This is a genomic window from Desulfovibrio sp. (assembly GCF_034006445.1).
Taxonomy (GTDB): domain Bacteria; phylum Desulfobacterota; class Desulfovibrionia; order Desulfovibrionales; family Desulfovibrionaceae; genus Desulfovibrio.
Genome location: NZ_JAVESS010000001.1, coordinates 579,100 through 598,431, shown reverse-complemented (window position 1 = coordinate 598,431; position 19,332 = coordinate 579,100). Strand labels below are relative to the sequence as shown.

Below are 19,332 nucleotides of genomic sequence, written 5' to 3'. Positions count from 1 at the left end.
CAAGGTGTCTGTGCCAAGAGGATGGAGCGGGATGTGCGGCAGAAGCTGGCAGAAACAAGCGCGGGCCGTCACTAAAAGTGACGGCCCGCGTGTTCTTTGCGTGTGTCTAGGCTGTTTACACGATACCTTCAGCCAGAGCGGACTTGGCAACGAGTATGGTCATATTGTCGCTGGTAAAGGCCACATAGTCACTGGACATGCTGCTGGGGGTCTGGCTGGCGCTTTGGCTCCAGTCTGACGACAGCTCAATTTTTTCATTACCATTCAGAACCACGCCGTGGCTTTCAAGGCTGGACAGACTGGTCAGGCCTGTGCCGCCATCCGTCACAAATATTTCAACATTCTTGACGGGATTGGCAGCAGGGTTGGCGAACAGGCTGTCGAGCGTATCCTTGTCTGCGCCTATCATCATGTCAATGCCGGCGCCGCCGTCCATAACGGTGTTGTTGGCGTTGAACACAAGCACATCATTGCCATCGCCGCCGTAGAGTTCGTTTTTTCCGGCCTCGCCATCAAGATAGTCATTTCCGGCGCCGCCAAAGAGCGTGTCGTCGCCAAGACCGCCATAAAGCATGTCGTTGCCGTTGCCACCGGAAAGGATGTCATTGCCGGAGCCGCCATGAAGCACGTCATTGCCGCTGCCGCCAAAGACCACCTGCGGGCTGGTTGCGCTTTCATCACCAAAAGGCCCGCTTGCGTGGTTATCGACATTCAAGTGCACTTCAACCTTGCCGGAATCGCTATTCGTCCAGACACCGTCATTGACCTTGTACTGGAACTCGTCCTTCACGTCCTCGCCATTGGCGTACATTTCGGCCAGCTTTTTCAGCACGGCCGTATCGTCGGACATCGTGTACTTGTACTCATACCCATCGCCAGTGCTGTTGGTGATAAGTTCAAGTGTTCCAAATTCACCATCTATTATAGTTGATGAACCGGAAACCGTGACATCGGCGCCATGACTGTCTTTGAATACATAGCTGAGGTGATCGCCATCCTGGTCTTTGAAGGACAAGGGATCATTGTGAAACGGAATTACGTCTCCAGCCGGAATGACGCCGTTGATGAGGGTCAGGGGCAGCGTCACATCCTGGCCCACAGGCGCATGGTTTGTGCCTGTGTAGCTGATTGTCACGTTGTCCGACGTATCACTGGCTCCATGCTGGTCTGTCACCTTCACCGAGAAATCAAATTCTTTGGTTTCGGTGGAAGGAATGCTGCCTGTCTTGGAAGGATCAGGTTCAAAGGTGTACTTCCATTGTTTTTCGCCGTTGCTTGCCTGTTCATAGAGCAGCGTGAGCTTTCCATCAGGAAGGTTGGATGTAAAATGCGCTGGATTGTTGGGATCCGCCACAAGTGCATGTTCCGTTCCGTTAACAATAATGGTGAGGGTATGCGTATCCTTCGTGTCCGGATCTGTGACAGTAATGGTGCTGTTCGCGCCATTCACGGAAATCACAGGTTTGTCATTAGTGCCTATAATGTCAATGACGAGGCTTCCTGTACCTTCGGCTCCATACGGGTCGCGCACAACAAGGTTAAAGGTGTCCTTGTCAGTTTCCTCTTCTCCCAGAGCCTTGATGGCGTTGGGGTTGGTCACCTTGTATTCATAGTGCGTTTTGCCGTTAGCATCTACGGTAAGCGTCAGCTTGCCATATTTGCCTTCCAGTTCGGTGACGTTCCGCTCGCCAAGTATGGAGTCCTCCACCCTGATGAAGACCTGCGTGGCATCGCCGTCAGCGTCAAGGGTAACAACTTCACCGGTAAGCGGCGTATATTTGTCGTCACTGCTTTGCGCAAAATCAAAATCGTCCTTGTTCAGAGGATCGGCGGTGTAGTCAGGATGTTTATCACCAGTGAAATCAACAATGATGGGCGTGGTATTGGTGCCCATGATGTTGATGTTCAGGTCGGCCGTGGATTCATTGCCGTGCGTGTCCTGAACCACAACAGTGCCGAGGATGTTGAGTTCCTCGCCAACGCCAAGTTTGGCGATGCCGTCAGGCTTGCCCTTGAAGGTATAGAGACCTGACGTGTCGTTAATACTCAGGGAACCCATCTCCACAGCGCCAGGAGTAGAACTTGAAGTGACTTCCCAGCCTGAGGCGGTCTTGACAGCGAATATTGTGACCTCGGTTGCGTTACTGCCGCCATCCTTGATGCTGTACTTCAAGTTGTCGTAGTCGTCCGCATCCGCATCATACCCCAGTGCCTTGCCATGCACGGTATAGTCAGCGTCAGTACCGCCCTGCTTTTCCTTGACGACAAGCAACGCGCCAGACCCGGCAGGTCCGGTTGCCGCAAGCGATCCGTCCACACCGTAGAGGTAGAGCATGGGCATATCGTCAGTGCCCTGAATGTCTACAGTGATTTCCTTGTAGGTGACGCCGCCCTTGTCGTCTCTGACGATGACCCTGAATTTTTCACTAATGGATTCAGGCTTCGAAGACGGGTCGTTGGGATCTGCCCCGTTCAGAGCCTGAACCTCGGGGCTGGCACTATTCAGCTTGAAGTAATAGCTGCCGTCAGCGCCCATAACCAAAACACCGTACTTGCCAACCACCATGGATCCTTCGCCGCTGCCGTCAGCGTTGGCCACGCTGTAGGAAAGCTTATCTGCATCGCTTCCGGGGAAAGGCATATCAGGGTCGGTTGCCGAAACCGTGTTTGTGTCGCTGATAATCTTGCTATCCTCAATGACGTTAAGATCGTCAGCCTTGGTGATTACCGGGGCATCGTTTTTGGCATCCAGGGTGACATTCAGCGTGTGGTTCGCGTTTGCCTTGCCGTCGCTGATCTGGATGGTCACGGAATCCTCTACCTGCCCGCCAAAGTTGTCATTTTGATAGGCGGGATCAAGCGTGTACGTATACTCGAAATGCGAGTTTCCGTTAACGACCGTCTTGGTGATGGTGTATACGCCATACTGGCCCTGAACTGTGTAGGTATCCGTGCCAGTGGACGTAACGCCGTCGCCTTTGAGGATAAGGTTCTGGCCTTCCACCATATCTAGGTCTTTGGCCTCAAAGTTGCCGGTCGTGGTAGTATTGGCCCATATGCCGCCAGAATTTTGCGTCAGGCTGCCGTCGGACGAACTCACCACAAAGGGCAGATCATTGGTGCCATTCACGGTGATTTCGATAACCGTTGAAGTGCCGTCTTTGGCAGTAACCGTGAATTTCTGCACTATATGGTCTTCTTGACGAAGCTTCTGCACGTCAGGGTGGTCGTTATTCAGGGTGTAGGTATAAGTACCGTCTGGCTTGAGAGTAATGGTGCCGTACTTGGTGACAATCATATTGTCTGTGGCTTTGCCGCCCGTGTCTCCGCTATCAGAGGACGTAAAGCCCGTCAGCTTGAGGCCAGCATCATAGTAGCCGTCGCCGCCCACCTTGCCAGTGGCAGTATACGTATCATCTTCCGTGACATGGTTCTGCTGATCTTTCAGCTCAGAGCCAGGATGCGAACCGCCGCCCTCGCCCGGATCGGGATTGGGAACAGGAGTCCCCGAGCCGCCGCCGTGATCCGCATCAGGGCCAGCCACCTTGATGACAAGCTTGATGGGTTCTTCAGACGTGGCATTGTGGGGATCACGCACATAGACATCGAAGATTTCTTCCGTAATGGCTTTAGAGTCTCCGGCGACAAGGTTTTTGTAGTTAGCGCCGTACTTGTCCAGGGTATACTGATATGAACCATCGCGCTGGATAATAAGCGTGCCGTATTCGCCGACAATCTCCTGCACCAGGTTGCCCTGGGCTTCTCCAGTGGTGGCTTTGCCGTCAACAGCAAAAAAGACGAGTCTGCTCTGATCGCCGTGGTCGACGTCCTTGACGATACTTTGCGATTGGAGCGATCCGTTTACCGTAAGGTTTCCACCATTAGTCCTATCCCAATGGGCCATTTCGTCGCTGTCTATAACAACGGCATGGTCGCCTCGCTCGCCAAAAGTGAACTTGGAAGTGACCTCCTGCCCGGTAAGGGTGTTAGTGTAGGTCACCGAAACGCTGCCGGATGTTTCTGAGGTCACCACCGGAGCGTCATTGGTGCCATTGATAGTGATCACCAGGTTATCTTTGGTCGTTTCGCCAGCGTGATTTTTTCCCGAACCGGTTACGGTGACAGGCACGGTTATGACCACGGACTCCCCGATGGCAAGGTGGTTGATGGGCGCCGCGAGCTTGTCGCCATCCATGAGCGGTTCAAAGGTGTACTTTCCGTCCGGCCAGAGCGTAAGCGTACCGTAACCGTTGATGGTGTAAACCGAAGATCCGTCGCTGCCGGAAACAGGGCCGCTGATGTCGCCGATGTTCGCGCCGTCGTCTTTAGCCGCAACGGGAAAGCTCACAGCCGGTTCGTCATACGTATACTTATCAGAAACGCCAGAACCAGGAGTTGGCCTGTCTGAAAAGTCCGGGTCGTCCACGTGGAGCTGCCCCTTGACCACAAAATCTGTATCAGCAGGTCTTCCGTTTTCGGGGTGGTTAGCGCCAAGGTGGTGCACATGCCCGTGGCTGCTCGTGCCGTCATAATGCAGGTAGTAGTAGGTCTCGCTGGGCAGGTCCGAGCCGTCCACGCCGTCTTCCTTGATGCTCTCCTCATGGCCCTTGAGAACGCCTGGATCGTCATTGCCGTTGATGGTGATGACGATGGGCTTTACTTCGGAGTATGCGCCATTGGGGTCTTTTACGCGCACGTAAAAGGTGTCTTCTGCGGTTTCATTGTTGTTGAGCCAGGTGAGATCATCGGTGCGGGTATAGGTAAACGCGCCCGTCTGCTGATTGATTTCGAGAATGCCGTACGTGCCCTGGACAATAAAAGTGTCGCTTTTGAGGTCAAAGTTGGCTTCATCGCCAAGGTCAGGACCGCGCAAAGCCTCGTTGGAAACGGATTTTCCAGACAGCAGTTTGACCAGCGAGAAAGTAAAGCCGTCACCCGCAGAAACAACTTCAGAATGCCATGTCTGGTCTGTCGGGTCATACGTGCCGGCATCCTCATAGTCCGTAATGGCAATTTGTCCCTTGAGGATCTTGCCGTCGACGTTCTTGTCGTAGTGTTCTTCCATGGACAACTTATCAAGAGTGCCAATGTCAATGATAGGTCTGTCATTGGTGCCTTGCACTGTGATGTCGGCAGGCGTGGTGTTCACAGGCGGGCCTGTGATGACATGATTGTCGTCGGTTTCATACACCTGCACTTTAAAGTCGTCGGTCAGCTTTTCATTGAAATTAAGCTTCTGCACATCGGGATTGTCGTTGTCGAGTTCATACGTATACTTGAACGGGGGCGTGTTGTCGTGTTCTCCGTCCTCCTTGGTGCGCTCGATAATGAGCTTTCCGTATTTGAGCTCGATTTCGATGGAGTCCTTCCCGCTCATGAGCGTGTTGACGTCATGACGTTCGCCGTTGCCGTCTACAATAACGTAGTGCATCGTGGCATCAGCGCTGGGGTTGTTCAGGGCTTCCTGGTCGCTCTTGTCAACATCGTGGGCGTAGATTTCGCCTTTGGATTCGGGCTGTCCCTTTTCTTCGTTCTGGTACTGTGCCTTGTACACAGTGTCCTGACTGTCGGTAGCTCTCACGAATCCGGCAGGCATAACGCCGTTTTCCACAACGATGCCACGGCCGCCGGAAATCCCGGTGCTGGTGGGATCATCGCTGCCGACCACTTCAAAAATAAGCTGCTTTTCATCATACGCGCCAAACTGGTCACGGATGGTGATGGTGAAGTCGTCCTGACTGGTTTCATTTTTGCCCACAGCGGCGGCGCGTATGGGGTCTATCACATAGCGGTACGTGTAGGTGTCGTCGGTATGGTCACTGCCCGATGAGGTGCGCACAACATACAGGTCACCGTACAGTCCGCTGACCTTGATGGTGTTGTCGGATGTACTGCTGGCCAGATCAATGCCGTCCGCGTGAGCGGCAGTGTTTTCTACCTTGATGTCGAGGCCATTTTTCATGTCCAGCACATCCATATCGTGGATGGCCAGCTTGCCCGTGGCTACCTGGACAGTTTTGTCATCCTGGAAGATGCCGCCAATGACGCCGGTCATGGCGGTATTGTCGTGCGTGATGGTGAGTTTTGGAACGTCGTTGGTGCCCACAACGGTAATGACAATCTGGCCATTGCCTACGGTGGTGGCTTGTCCGTCGCTTACCGTGGGCGAAAGAGTTATGATCTTTTGCTCGCCTTCGCTCAGTTTGTCAGCGGGGCCGCCAGTGGCATCATTGAGCGTGAATTCAAAGGTTCCATCGGCATTCATTTTCAGAGTGCCATAGTAATTGTCGCCGGGGACCTGGTCGGTAACGGTGCCGTCGGCAAGATAGTAAACAGTGGTTGAACCGTCAGCAGCCGCCGCAATAGGCGTGCCGCTTGAATTGGCCATGCCATACGTCAGCTTGGCGTTATCGCCAAAGTCCACGTCATTGGCTTCGACGTGACCGGAGAAGGTCAGCTTGTGCTCCCCATTGGGTGTGGTGGGGTCAGTCAGATTGGCGTCGCCGACGTCCGTGGTAGGAGTATTTTCCGCGGGATTGGGGAAGAGATTATTGTCGGGGGCGTACACGCCGCTTTCCTTGACAGTGCCCTTGCTGCCATCAGTAAAGTAGGGAGCGTCATTGGCGCCAACGATTTGAAGCTTCAATGGAATGTCATTCCATGCGCCGAATTCGTCCTTAACAACGACTTCAACCTCCACAAGCATTGTGTCGCCCTCGTTCATGCCCTGAACGCAGGTGGAGCTGTTCTTGAGGGTAAAAGAATAGGACGCGCTGTTGGTGGCGCTGTTGGTGGTGATATTCAGCGTGCCGTAATAGTCTGTGGTGTTCAGCGCGTGAAAGTCCGCTTCGGTGAGCAGAACATACCCGTCAGTACCATTGGGCACGACATAAAGCTTGCTGACCATCTCCTCCTGGCCAGAAGAGTCCGTCACCTTGAAGCCATAGCGCAATTGCGCGTCGTTGTCGTAGTCAGTGGCGGCTATGGAGCCTGTAACCTTGACGTTGTCATTGGCGCCGCTGGCATCGTTGACCTTGCCGGATTCCTTGATGCTTTCCTGGTTCACGCCATTTTCGTCGGGCAGCATCTGGGCATTGTTCCAGTGGGCGGCATCACCGGTAAAAATCGGGCGGTCATTGGTGCCAATGATATTCACGTCAATGGTGTTGTCGCCGCCCACGGGGATGCTGCCGTCACGCAGGTGGTCAACATCAAAGTCTTTCAGGCCATGCTCGTCCTGCACGGAAGGTCTGAACTGCAAATGCACTTTCTGGCCTTCAGCAAGGGCGTTGGTTTTGCCTCCGGCCTCAGTGCCGCTAAGGGTAAACGTATAGCTGCCTGACGACGTATCAAGGCTGAGATCGCCATATTCAGTATGGTAGATGGTGATGTTGGGATTGTTGGAGTCAGTCGCAATGCCCGTGACGGTTACAGGCAGTGTCCCATCAACAAGGCCAACAACACTGCCAACAGCTATGGCACTGCCAGAATTGTCAGTGATGCTGTAGGTCAGCACGCTGTCGTGGTCAGGATCGCGCGCGATGATCTGGCCTTCAATGCTTGTTTTGTGTTGATCCGGCCCGATACCGCCAGCCTGGGTGGAAGCGTTTTCATTGGGATCAAGCGCGTTGGTGGTGTCCTTTTGACCGTAGCTACCGGCAAAAACGCCGTCTTCTTTCAGCGTAACGTCATCAACTCTGACAATGTCGGGCGCGTCATTGGTGCCTTCAATGATCACATTGATGGGCTGTGTTATGCTGGTATTGATGCCGTCGGTGATGGAGACAACAATGCTGTCAGTGTGGACTTCGCCCTGTTTCAGCGAGTCTGCGTTGCCGTAGTCTTCATTGTTCAGGGTGTAGGTATAGTTGTAGGTCACATTTGAACCGGCGTTGGAAGGCGTAATGGTAAATGTGCCGTAATCTGTGGTGATGGTGGTGGTGCCTAAGGCATTAACGGCATAGGACGCCCCGTTAATGATAACAGAAGCGCTGAGAGTGTCGCCATCAGGATCATTGGCAGTAAAACTGCCGCTCATGGTAGCCACGCCAGGTTCGGGAACAAAATTACCGGAAGGGTTTTTAACCCAGCCGGATTCCTTGAGTGAAATGGATATCAATTCGCCATCGGTGTTCAGAGTCGGGGTCTGGTTGGCCAGCGGCGCACTCAAAAGGTTTTCAGCGGCGACAGGGGCAAGGGTAAAACCATAGTCAAGCCCATCAAGATGATCCAGGCCGCTTTGCAGGCTACTGTCAACATATTCGCTGTAGTGGCTGTCGCGCCCAGCGGTGGCAGGGCCAGCCGCAGGCATGAGGTCCGGGCCCATTGCGGCAAAAAAGTCTGCGCTGCTGACGAGCTGACCGTCAACTTCAAAGCTGGGGGCAGTGTCCTTGGTATATTCCGTGTAGAAATTTTCGACACGGACGCTGGATCCGTCGTCAAAGCGGAACAAAAGGTCATTGCCAGAGCGCTCAAGGGTTGCTTCGTCAGCAGGAAAAGTCAAAGCAATCCGTGCATCGGGTTCAGCTGGCACAAGGGCCTGCTGCGAAGCCGCCGGACGAGTAATAGTAACAGTACGCATGGATGCCTCCAATAAACTTTTTCGCGAACTGAAAAACAGCTCGAGCGAAAAGGCTAGCTGTTCGCACAAAAATAGTGCGAAAGTTGGTTGCCCGAATCGGGCCAAAGTAGGGGATAAATAGGGAGCAGGCGAAACCTGCTCAAGGCTGGATGCCAATTAAAGGGCGGCATCGCCTCGTGTTCGTCGGGTGTGCATTGGCAGATTTGACGAACGCAGTGAAAAACCGTGGGCGGTAAATAGAAGCTATTATCAAAAGCTGATTTGAATATACGCAGTTTATAAAGCTAGTCAAGGCTGAGACATCATTGTTTTACCAATTGCTGATAGTAAAAACTATGTGAAGAGCAAAATTTTAATTATTGTATTTAGTGTGTTAAAAAAAGAGTTCCGTTAAAATTGAATCATTGTTTTGCGTTAATGTAGTGTTATTTTTTATAAAATACTCAATAGGAAACCTGTATTTTTTTAGAGTTTCTAAATATCGTTTATCATAATAATACATGAAGATATAGGATGCGAATGAAGTGACAGGCCGAAAAAAATTGTTCTTGAGAAAAAATATCAACTTGTACAGAAATCGCAGAATTGTGAAAAATACTGCCGCTGCACGTTATTTTTAAGGGTGAAGGGGGGATGGTGGTGACAAACACGCACATGATCGGTGGCTCTGATGTTTTTGTATGAATAATTTGTAAGTTAGCTGCAATCTGAGCGTTATTTCTATGATGTTTTGTCACATGTGTATCGTTGGGCCTGAGAGTGCCCTTGGCCCCTACCTTTTCAATAACAGCCCATATTATTTCTGTATTTGCCTGCGTGCTGTGTACGTTAACCTATTCACAATGTGTAGGGATAAAAGTGACCAAAATACTAGGTATATTGATGAGAATACGAAAATGCCCTTATGATCAATTTCATGAAAAAGTGTCGAGAAATTGCAAAAAAGGCATGGATCGGGTCGTGACGTGGTGATGGGACAATCGACAGAGTAGCAGAACGAAGTTTTATGCTCCAGGCGGCCCATCCCCCACACGAAACAGCCAACCTTGTGGGAGGTTCTGTTATGGAAAGCTTAAAGAATGCTCTGTCTGCTGCTATTGAATTTGGCGAATGTGTTTTTGTCACCGAAAAAGAACGCGGCAATATCGGAATCATCCCAAGAGGCGTCACTACTGACTGCGTTTTATGTGATATCGTATCCGTTTCGCGTTCCTGCGATGCGCAAAAGAGAAGGGTAAAACTGGATCTTGGGGATCTTCAGCTGGTTTAGAGGTGCTGAAGCTCGGCACCTTGGTCGGCTGCAAATAAAAGCGTTATACCTACAAAACGCCCAGCTTGTCGTGCCGCTCCGTAGAGTATTATGACAAGCAAGGTGCACTTTTTTGTAGCGAGTCCGTCGAGATTGCAACATAACGCCCGGCCAGTGAAAATCCTGGTCGGGCGTTACACGTATCTGCGGTGTGACGCGCAAGTAGAATCTGTAGATGTTGGATCAGGCGCCGTACCCTGGAGACTCTATATCGCAGGGTTTGAAGGCTTCCGGTTCACGCGTGACGGCAAAAACAGTCTGTGACTATGCCTTCAACAACCGTCTGCGCACATGGCCGCCAGAGTATTTTACTTTGCGAATGTTCTAAAAGGAGCCTTTGCGCGGTGGATTTCCGGAAAAATCAGCAATAGCGTAGTCGGCATGCTCGATGCAGAACGTGGTGAAATCCGGGTTGTCCGCTGTGCCGTAAATGCTTTTGATCAGCGGCTGCTCGGACAAAATGCGCTCTTTCACGGCATGGCTGTCTTCAAAAGAAACCTTTCCGGTAATGCGAACCCAGGTCATGCTTGGGGTGACTGCGCAAATTTCAACAGCGGAATTCATCTCAAGCTGTTTGAACACATCTTTGGCTCTGGATGTGCAGAACCACAGTTTTCCGTCCTGCTCGAACTGGTACTGAAACGCCCGCACATGCGGTTCATTGTTGCAGGACGTGGCAATAAAGCACATGGGCGATTCGGACAGAATCGTGGAAACTTCTTTTACTGCATTGCTCATGGTAATCCTCTGTTGCTTTGTTAGGTTTAATTGTCTTTCAGGTTCTGGAGAATTGTTTCGAGGCATTCAATACACTCTATTTGTTTTTGAGTGTCGATGCCCATCCAAATTTTACGCAAAAGTTCAACGGAAACTTCATCCTGCACCTGGCGCATGGCCTCTCCCTTTTCTGTCAGGAATACCAGCTGAGCCCGCGCATCTTGTGGATCGGGTTCACGGCGGCAATAACCTCTGTCTTCAAGTGTGGTTATCAGCCCCGTAACCGTATTCTTTTTTCTGCCAATGTGTTCCGCCAGCTCATTCATTTGCATCGGACTTTGCTTGAAAAGCGCGTTCAAAACCGCGCCATGAGCTGGAAGTATGTCGGTGATGCTGCGTTCTGACAAAGAACTGAGAATCAGTGTATTTGCCTGCTCCCTGATGGCGGCAACCATGGCGATAATCGCGCCGGGGTTGTTTTGTCTTTTCATGGCCCCTCATTTGTTCGTAGGCGAACCATTTCGGGTTTCTTTTTAGTTCGTCCACGAACATAAGTCAATAAATTTTTCAAAAAAAATTGCGAATTCATGGCGGAAATTCATTACCTTTTATGCCGCAACCTGGCCATCCTTGCTTTCAGCTTCAAGCGCATCCAGGCATACCATCATAACAAAGGCTTGATGGAAGCTTGGGGAAGTACCAATGATGTTTGATGCCATCACGTTATGTCACTAAGATATGGTGCTGCGTGCCAGAGTGCTGCATGTCCAGCACTGGCTGATTACGGCAGCAGGGCAGTTGTGGCAAGAAGTTATGGGGCAGCATGTTCACGTTCGCTCGCACCTGGAGCTGGCGACAATAATGGCGTGGTCAACATCTGCATTGGAGCGCGTTGGGTACTAGAGGCCGTCTAAAGCAAAAAGCCCACGAGTCATTATCAGACACGTAGGCTTTGCCAAAAAATTTGATGGAGCAGGTTGGCTGCGAAACGGGTTCTTCAGCCGAGGTTATACTAAGAGGTTGCAAGGCGGCCAGTGTCGCGGCTTGTCACCAATCATATTTGATCACAGAGCATTGGAAGAAGCCAGGATGCGTGCCGTCAACGTACACTTACTTGGGCAGTAACGTATACAACATCACTAACCAGTAACCTCGCAGGTGGTTGTCTGTATCGCGCGCTGGCGCGCTCAACTGGCTAAAAGCATAATTAAAAAGGGCCGGGTTTTCCCGGCCCTGTACGTTAATGTTCCCACTATCGTGGTGTATGGCCATAGCTAAAAATAGCCTAGGCTTAGAGAGCTTCTCATCGGCATTGTTGGCCAAGCTTCATGAGCTACAAGCCAAACTAGCAGGGCGGACTTTCCTCATCTTGGGAGATGTTCTTGCACATAGCTGAATCCTCCTTGTGATGTATGAGGATGCTCTAGAGCTTGATTAATTCATGCTGAAAATCCGCATAAAAGGCAAGTAAAATATATCTATTAATTATAGCTAATTAAACAAAACATGCTGTTTTCACATATAAAAAAACACAGGAGCAACTATCTTGGCCTGGTTGGGCCGGGTCATGACGATTTGTTGCCACAGGGGCATGCCAAAAGGATTGGGGTAACAATCCTGCTTTCGGCAGTGCGCAACGTCATGGAATAAACTGGTAGATCGGCTAGTTGTCAGTCGAAGACTTCCGCTGGCCGCGTGCGGTACTACCGTGAACGGCTTGCCCTCCTGTTCCATAACTTGTATAATAAGATCACCATCTTTGGCTCTGACATATAGGGGCAGAGGCTTTCGCGCGTTTTAGAACCAGAAAATTTTTCTCGGTAGGTAACGTTATGTCTTATATGAAAAATATACTTTATTTCATATTAACATTTATTGTTATTTACATAATTTTTAGTAAAGTATCACAAGTTATTCCGTATAATGGTGATGATTGGCGCTATCTTTCGCAGTATCGTTCACTCTTGCCGAGCATAAAAGAATGGAATCCGGCCCGTATTTTTCCTGAGATAATGTTCCCAGCGCTTGGATATATATCTTCACAAATCGTAAATGTTATCGTAGGAAATTATATTGAATCAATTTCTTTAACGTTTACTTGCTTTGTTGCGTTATTTGTGACGGTTTTATGTGCGTCGATATATTTATTTAGTCAAAATTTTATTCAAGATTATAAGACATCAATGTTTGCAGTGCTATTGTTTGTTATATTGTCTTTTTTTATGTTCAAAAGCAAAAATCAAGAGAACGTTTATTTATTTTATTCAGAAACATTGACTGCCATGACGTACTATACAATGGCAAATATATTAAACTCAATAATTGCCGTTTTTATTTTGTACGGAAATTTCTTTAACACACGTAAATTTAACGACAAGTATTATGCGATTGGAATCATAGTTTTTGTCATATACCTTTCACAATTTTCGCTAACATTTTCCAGTATCATTGCAGCATCATGCGCTTTTTCAACGATATTGTTGCGGGTTTTGAATGAAAACCACGTCGGCATGTTAAATAAAGTACGCTCATATCTGCAGCACCTTACGCTATTTGACGGTGCTCTCTTTTTTATCCTCGCTTGCTGGTTAAGCGCTGCTTGCTTCGACATGATGGGGGCACGCTATGCAAGCCTTACCGTGCATGGATTTAATTTTATGGCAGCATTCAATTCCTTTTACGATTTGCTGTATTCCATGCGGTTGGTGATGCAAGGCATAACACTTACATCTGTTTTTTGTACTATTTTTTTATTGATGTATAGAAAGTCAAAAAAGATTTATTCACAACGAGATACTATAACTGGGCAAATATTCTTTATAGTATGCTTGTCTTCCATTATCACATTTTCGCTATATATCCTTATTTGCGCAAAAACAGACCCATGTTTTGCTTCAAGAATATCTGCTGTTTACGGAATATTCTTTTTTCAAACGCTGCTCACTGTTTTTTGCATTGTGTATCTGCTGGCAACAATTCCTGTGCTTAAAATTTTTGCTCCTATTTTGCTCTGTTTCTTATTTATTGAGACCACTAATTCCGAAAAAACATGGGCCACCCAGTCTACACCTGATCAACGTGCCATTGTGGACAAATGGATAGCTGATGCTCGACAAGCTGATGCAAACGGAGAAAAAAGCGTAACGATCATCGTCCCCAAAGCGGAATGGCCACATCCCAAGGAATGGTTCGGAGACGTTCTGGGGCATACACTTTTTTCGCACGGTATTACGTCACGCCGTATGCACATCAGTCTTAGAGAAGACATTTCCGCGCAGTAAGGCAATCAGCAAAGGTTGTGTCTAAGTATGCAGATTTTAGGCCCTGCTTGTCTGCAATAATGTTCCTATAGGCTGCTCACCCTTCCCTCGCTCGATTCTCTGCCGTCAGGCCCTCTTTTCGACGGTTTGTCGTGCCGGTTTCGAATGCCTGAGGGCATTGACCAAAAACGTATCTTGCCAGCCGTAGCACATGCTCTGAGTGATTTTATATTCACTACAAAGGCTTGCCCCAGAGCGCCCCTGCAATCCTTCAAGTGCGATGCGGGCATTACTTTTACTGTCCCAAATACGGCGTTTAAGTTTCCTCCAGGGCTGGAAGAAAGCTGACTTAAAGAGCTGCCTTGATAATGGGCAGTATAGATGGTGTTGCAGGCTGCGGCTCTTGACTTCCACAATTGTCTGTAGGAAGCATTTTAAAAGAAGAGGGCTTGCCGTAGTCAACGCCGGATTTTTGATGGCGCTCCGCACTGGACGCCTCCGGCACTGCGGAAGCTCTCTCTTTTTGTTCTCTCCCCAGCCAGTCTTAAAGCTGTTTGGTCTTATCCTCAGGAAGCATGTCACTTAGACTTTGTCTTTATTATTGACTCCAAACGCGACTCCGTAATTGATACCAAATATTTCAGCGGTGGCGTTAAACTGCTGGCCGTAGATGACCTGTTTAAAAACGCGCACGGTATTGGCCGCCGTGAGGTTTTAAAAAATCTGGGGCAGACATTGTCCTGTCATATCATGTGATTGTTGACTTTGTGCAGGGCGATATTTGAAGGAAATCGAAAGGGCATGCCTCAAGCTCCCCAGGCACGAAAAAGCTGGTATCAACTTTATGAAAATCGCATATGCCACAAAAAAACAGATTACTGCCAGATGCCTGGCAACTAAATGGGACTACTCAGAGTGCAATGCCTACAAAAACAAAAGGCTCACGAGTCTTTATGAGACATCGTGAGCCTTGCTGAAATTGTTTGATGGTGGAGGCGGGGGCTATAGAATTAATTTCCTATCTCTCTTGTTTGTAAAGGAATAATTTAAGGATAGCTGGCTTAATGCCCCCAAATGTGCCCCCAGCGTGATAAAGTAGGGGAGAGTGGGGAGCCAGTTCGATTCCGCCGCCTGTATGGGCACTTTAATATTTAGTATCCGTGTTGTCGCTATGATCATCTTTTCCAGCCACAATAATGGTAACCCATTCTTGCGAGTCATCACTGTCATATTCAAAGCCATCAAGGCCGTATTGTGCGTTTGTTATTGTTTCCAGTGCAATAAGAAAATTTACAATATAAACAAATGCAGTGATAGGTTCATTCCATATTAACACATTGAATAATAATGCTGAAATGCCAACTATTATCGTGCTTCTAATGATAGATGTGAGCGAAACGCAAAACAAAATGCATTCTTTTTGTATTCTTTTAAAAAATAAAGGTGTTGGTTTAAATCTATAAATCACATACATTGGAATTAATATTGAAAGTAGGATGAGTAAAAGTTCAAGTTTCTTCGCTTCTATTTCAGTTAACATATGTGGCATGTTTGCAGAAAATGTAACAGACAAGGCCAGGCCGATGAGCAGCCTGTGAATGAAAAATCTTAAATCTTTCCGAACATTCACCAGCGTGAGCATATCTTTAAGAGACATTCATTGTTTCTCCATCATTGTTTCTCCATGTTTCACTCCGGCAACCTGTACCGCCCATTAACCACGATCACCCGCCTGCTCGCCACAAGCTGCTGTACGGTTCGCGGCTTCTCATCTTCGTCCACGTCAAGCTGTATCGCAATGAGCCGTTCAAACCGGGCCAGTATCGCTTTGCCTTTGTTCTGGTCCTCATACCGGGCATCACGCCGCCACGTCAGGCGAACGCCCTTCGTGCCGTCCTTGCCAGTGACAAGATGTGGCACAGCGCCGCAGTTGATGAGCTTCAGGAGTGGATCGTAGAGAAGGGCCATGAATCAATTATAAGGATGAGCGTGAGGAATGGAAAGGGCCGCCCATCGCTGAGCGGCCCTTTCTATTCGGCTACACATCCGGCTTTTCCGGCCAGGGCGTTTCATCGCCGCCGCCGTCAAAAGGCGCGCCTTCCTGCGCGGGCAGATCGCGCAGCGCCTGACGGTATGTACGGATATTTCCAAGCTCTTCCGCGCCGATGGGGTAGTCTGCCAACAGGTATTTGTCTGTGGCGGTGACGCGGGCATTACGTTCATTGCGCAAGCGCTCAAACAGTTCTTCGACTATGAGCGGGGGCGGCAGGGGCGGCGTATCGCTCCAACCTTCGGGCAGTGGGCCAAAATCTTGAATCAAGAAGGGTTCATCGTTGACGTATCCGCTTTTTCCGCGATGGTCTTCAATTTCAACCCATTCCCCGTCCTTCTCACCAAAATGAATTCCATCTTTCTCCGCAGGAAGCTCTTTCCTCAAAGCATTGAGGGGAGGAAAGGTTCCCGGTGTAGCGTACATAGAATACGTGTATGGGTGTAATGGGTGTGTGTTATCAAAATAATAATTTTGCATAATTATACTCCAAGGAATATTGCGGGCGTCATGCCGACGTTAAGAGGTCTGGTCTCCTCACCGCCAGTTGCACCAGTTTGAGAATCTGTAAAAAACGGAACTGCAATACTGCCATCTCGCAAATAGTTTCCAGGGCCACTATTATACGTGTGAGTGTGTGAAGCAAACATATCCACCTGTACACTGCCTACCACTCTCGTCGTTCCATCTACCGCCCGTAGAAAAAATCCACGTCCATTTGTGTAGAACAACTTAGGTATGCTGATATTTGACCCAGTGATTACAATACCCCAAGCAGTTTTAAAAGCTGTTGAAAATGCATTTAACTCAATACCAACTGCACTGATAAGAGGATACAAGTCACCGTTACCGCAGTACCAACCAGGGCAATATGTAGCGAGGTCTGCCGGAGCAAACGGTAGAAGACGTATATCACCACGAAACAAACCCGGAATCCACCCCACAGCAAGCTTCCCATCACTACCAGCCAGCGGCACAGCGTTGGGCGCGGGAGTCACGGTGACGGTATCAGTGATGGCTTTTGCGGCTGCGGCTGTGGCTTCCACATCAGTAACGCGCTGCACCAGATGCTCAGGCACTGCTGCTGCTGCATCTATGGCAGACTGCGCGGCGGCTGCGGCACTCAATGCCGCTGAATCGGCCTGCGCTGTGGCGGCATTTACAGCCTCTGCGGTTGCAGTCTGCACTGTCTGCGCTGCCGTGTTGGCACTCGCGGCGGCATTTGTGGCGCTCTGTTCAGCGGCAGTCTCTGACGCATGTGCGGCTCTGCCGGCGTTTTGCGCCTCATCACGGGCGGCATAGACCCCTGCCAGCAAATCCCCCGGCGTGCTACCGCCAGCTTCTTCTTCACGCGACACTTTAACCGCTCGTTTCACCTCCCCGGCGATTTCCTGCACAATGAAGGTAAGTTTGTCGTCGGCCTGCATGATGTCTGGCGTGTATACGGCCTGACCATCGACCCACGGAATTTCCTGAGTAATGTCCGTTTCGCGGTAGATGGCCAGTTTGGCCCCAACAGGCAGGGCAGTGTTTGCAGTTAATGTCTGGCCGGAAACGGAATACCCGGGCCCCAAGGACATAGTGACCTGCGTACCGCAATATACGTAGTAGGCGCGGACGTCGTCGTCTTTTATGTACGGGAAGGTCAGCGGGTATTGCTGCCCGGCCGCGCCGTTTGTCACGGTGTACACAATGCCCGTAGGCGTGTTGTCAACTGACATATTGACTCCTTTTTATTGTCAGGCTTGCACCTGGGACTGCTGGGTGGTAGGCAAAAACATGAACATCATTCTGCGCCTTCTTATTCTGCTTATTGCTATTTTCTCGGCAATGCCTGTTGCCGCTGGTGATGGTGAGGTTGATGGAAAGGTGAGGAAACTGATTGTTTCTGACGCCGCTAACAAATTGAGCGGTGGAGAAATGGATTACCATTCTGGAATATATAGTGAATTGCGAAATAGAGGGTTCTCAGATTCAGAGATTCGTGAATACATGCGCCCTATCCTGGAGCAACATGGATTTTCAGAAAAAGATATTGTTCGTTACTTCAATCTGTTTGATGTAAATTATCATGGCGGCGAAGGGCGAAGACTTGAAGATCAGAAGCGGATTGTTGAAAGCTTAATCAATTAGACTTCATGTCATTGGACTGTGAATGATATGAGATTAAAAAAACTAAAGCGCAGAGCATCGATTTTTATCCAGGACATTATAAAATTAAAATGGATGCTTGTTGTTTTTGTAGTTATTCCAAACATATCTTTTTTAATATTTATTAACAATTTAAACATAGACAAGTTTATTGAATTTAATCAGGATATTTTACTCTTCTTATTGTCTTTTTTTGTTGTTGCTTTTTTCTATGCGCTGACTAGGGATGATCCGCAGAAGATGTCTGAGCCTGCTGGATGCCTTTTGTTTACTATTTCAGCATGTATTTTTGTTGTGTTATCTTTTTTAATAAACATTTTATTTCATCATTGACATTCACTTCATTTTGTGGCGTTCTCTCCGCAGGTGCTGAAAACACCCCCTTGGCGGCCACGCCATTTCCGAAAGTCAATGGCTTTTTTTGCGCCCTTTTTGGGGCTATAATTGAATCCATTGCCGGGCGTGGACGAATAAAATACCCGTAAGGGAAATTACTCCGCAGCTCCAAGGGCTGTTTTCAGCGCCCGGCATTCTCTTTGTTTGAGAATGTCTCCGTGAACCTGAAAAGTTCCCTTGGAGGCTCATATGAGTCAGGCTCAACTTCTCGCTTCCCCGTTCCAATTCAACGACTTCCCTATCCGCACACAGGTCGAAGGCGACCAGCTTTGGTTTTCCATTGCTGATGTCTGCAAAGCCCTTGATATCACTTGGAGCGGCGCGACTCTTAAGCTGATTCCGAGTGACTGGCAGAAGTTGTTACGACTCAACAACTTCTCAACATCTCGGTCACTTAGGTTTATCTCCGAACCAGCCGTGTACAAGCTGGCCTTCCGCAGCAACAAGCCCGAAGCCGACGCCTTCACAAACTGGATAGCGTCCGAGGTGGTTCCGGCCATTCGCAAGACGGGGAAGTATGAGGCGAAGCCTGCACCCAGAAAGAAAGCCTTGGGCCGTGGTGTTACAGCGCTGCCCGTACCTGAGGCCGCGCCTTACACTTGCTTGTCAGGCGACGTGGATCCGGGCCGCAAAGACGCCATGCGGCGCATCCAAAAAATCATCTGGCAGCTTCATGCGGCCGTTGACGTAACCCGCATGTTTACGCACCCCAAGGGCCGCATTCCGATGGATACAGAGCACTACGACATCATGTTGAGTCTATTCAGGGTTGCTGATGCCAATCTGGTCGGCGCGTACAATGCGCTTGAAGCCGGGCATAAGTTGGGCACCATGCGGTAGCGCTGACCAACCTGCCAAATTGCGAAAT

At 49.4% G+C, this 19,332-nt stretch carries 11 protein-coding genes; 4 read left to right on the top strand and 7 right to left on the bottom strand.

Annotated features, from left to right (window positions below; genetic code table 11):
• Positions 1 to 115: 115 nt before the first annotated feature.
• Entirely contained in the window at positions 116 to 8,581 is an 8,466-nt protein-coding gene (locus RBR41_RS02495; RefSeq protein ID WP_320350745.1) for a VCBS domain-containing protein, read from the bottom strand.
• Between the two features lie 1,063 nt (positions 8,582 to 9,644).
• On the opposite strand from RBR41_RS02495, the gene RBR41_RS02490 reads away from it, so the two are divergent.
• A complete protein-coding gene (locus RBR41_RS02490; RefSeq protein WP_320350743.1) occupies positions 9,645 to 9,851 on the top strand; it encodes a hypothetical protein in 207 nt (68 codons plus the stop codon).
• A gap of 363 nt (positions 9,852 to 10,214) precedes the next feature.
• Here the strand turns inward: RBR41_RS02490 and RBR41_RS02485 are convergent, their stop codons facing one another.
• Entirely contained in the window at positions 10,215 to 10,628 is a 414-nt protein-coding gene (locus RBR41_RS02485) for a pyridoxamine 5'-phosphate oxidase family protein (RefSeq protein WP_320350741.1), read from the bottom strand.
• A 26-nt stretch (positions 10,629 to 10,654) separates the two neighbouring features.
• The gene (locus RBR41_RS02480) at positions 10,655 to 11,098 is read right to left on the bottom strand and encodes a MarR family winged helix-turn-helix transcriptional regulator (protein WP_320350739.1); all 444 of its coding nucleotides are present in this window, start codon (positions 11,096 to 11,098) and stop codon (positions 10,655 to 10,657) included.
• Between the two features lie 1,341 nt (positions 11,099 to 12,439).
• Here RBR41_RS02480 and RBR41_RS02475 point away from each other — a divergent pair.
• A complete protein-coding gene (locus RBR41_RS02475; RefSeq protein WP_320350737.1) occupies positions 12,440 to 13,888 on the top strand; it encodes a hypothetical protein in 1,449 nt (482 codons plus the stop codon).
• A gap of 1,123 nt (positions 13,889 to 15,011) precedes the next feature.
• Here the strand turns inward: RBR41_RS02475 and RBR41_RS02470 are convergent.
• From RBR41_RS02470 to RBR41_RS02455, 4 genes are all read right to left on the bottom strand, one after another.
• Positions 15,012 to 15,524: a hypothetical protein gene (locus tag RBR41_RS02470; RefSeq protein ID WP_320350735.1), complete on the bottom strand. Its 513-nt coding sequence runs from the start codon at positions 15,522 to 15,524 to the stop codon at positions 15,012 to 15,014.
• Between the two features lie 32 nt (positions 15,525 to 15,556).
• Entirely contained in the window at positions 15,557 to 15,835 is a 279-nt protein-coding gene (locus tag RBR41_RS02465) for a hypothetical protein (protein ID WP_320350734.1), read from the bottom strand.
• A 70-nt stretch (positions 15,836 to 15,905) separates the two neighbouring features.
• Positions 15,906 to 16,397: a tail fiber assembly protein gene (locus tag RBR41_RS02460; protein ID WP_320350733.1), complete on the bottom strand. Its 492-nt coding sequence runs from the start codon at positions 16,395 to 16,397 to the stop codon at positions 15,906 to 15,908.
• A 2-nt stretch (positions 16,398 to 16,399) separates the two neighbouring features.
• Positions 16,400 to 17,638: a hypothetical protein gene (locus RBR41_RS02455; protein WP_320350732.1), complete on the bottom strand. Its 1,239-nt coding sequence runs from the start codon at positions 17,636 to 17,638 to the stop codon at positions 16,400 to 16,402.
• Positions 17,639 to 17,696: 58 nt separating this feature from the next.
• Between RBR41_RS02455 and RBR41_RS02450 the strand changes: the two genes are divergently transcribed.
• Both RBR41_RS02450 and RBR41_RS02445 read left to right on the top strand, forming a co-directional pair.
• Positions 17,697 to 18,050: a hypothetical protein gene (locus RBR41_RS02450; protein ID WP_320350730.1), complete on the top strand. Its 354-nt coding sequence runs from the start codon at positions 17,697 to 17,699 to the stop codon at positions 18,048 to 18,050.
• 603 nt (positions 18,051 to 18,653) lie between these two features.
• A complete protein-coding gene (locus tag RBR41_RS02445; protein WP_320350728.1) occupies positions 18,654 to 19,304 on the top strand; it encodes a Bro-N domain-containing protein in 651 nt (216 codons plus the stop codon).
• Positions 19,305 to 19,332: the final 28 nt, after the last annotated feature.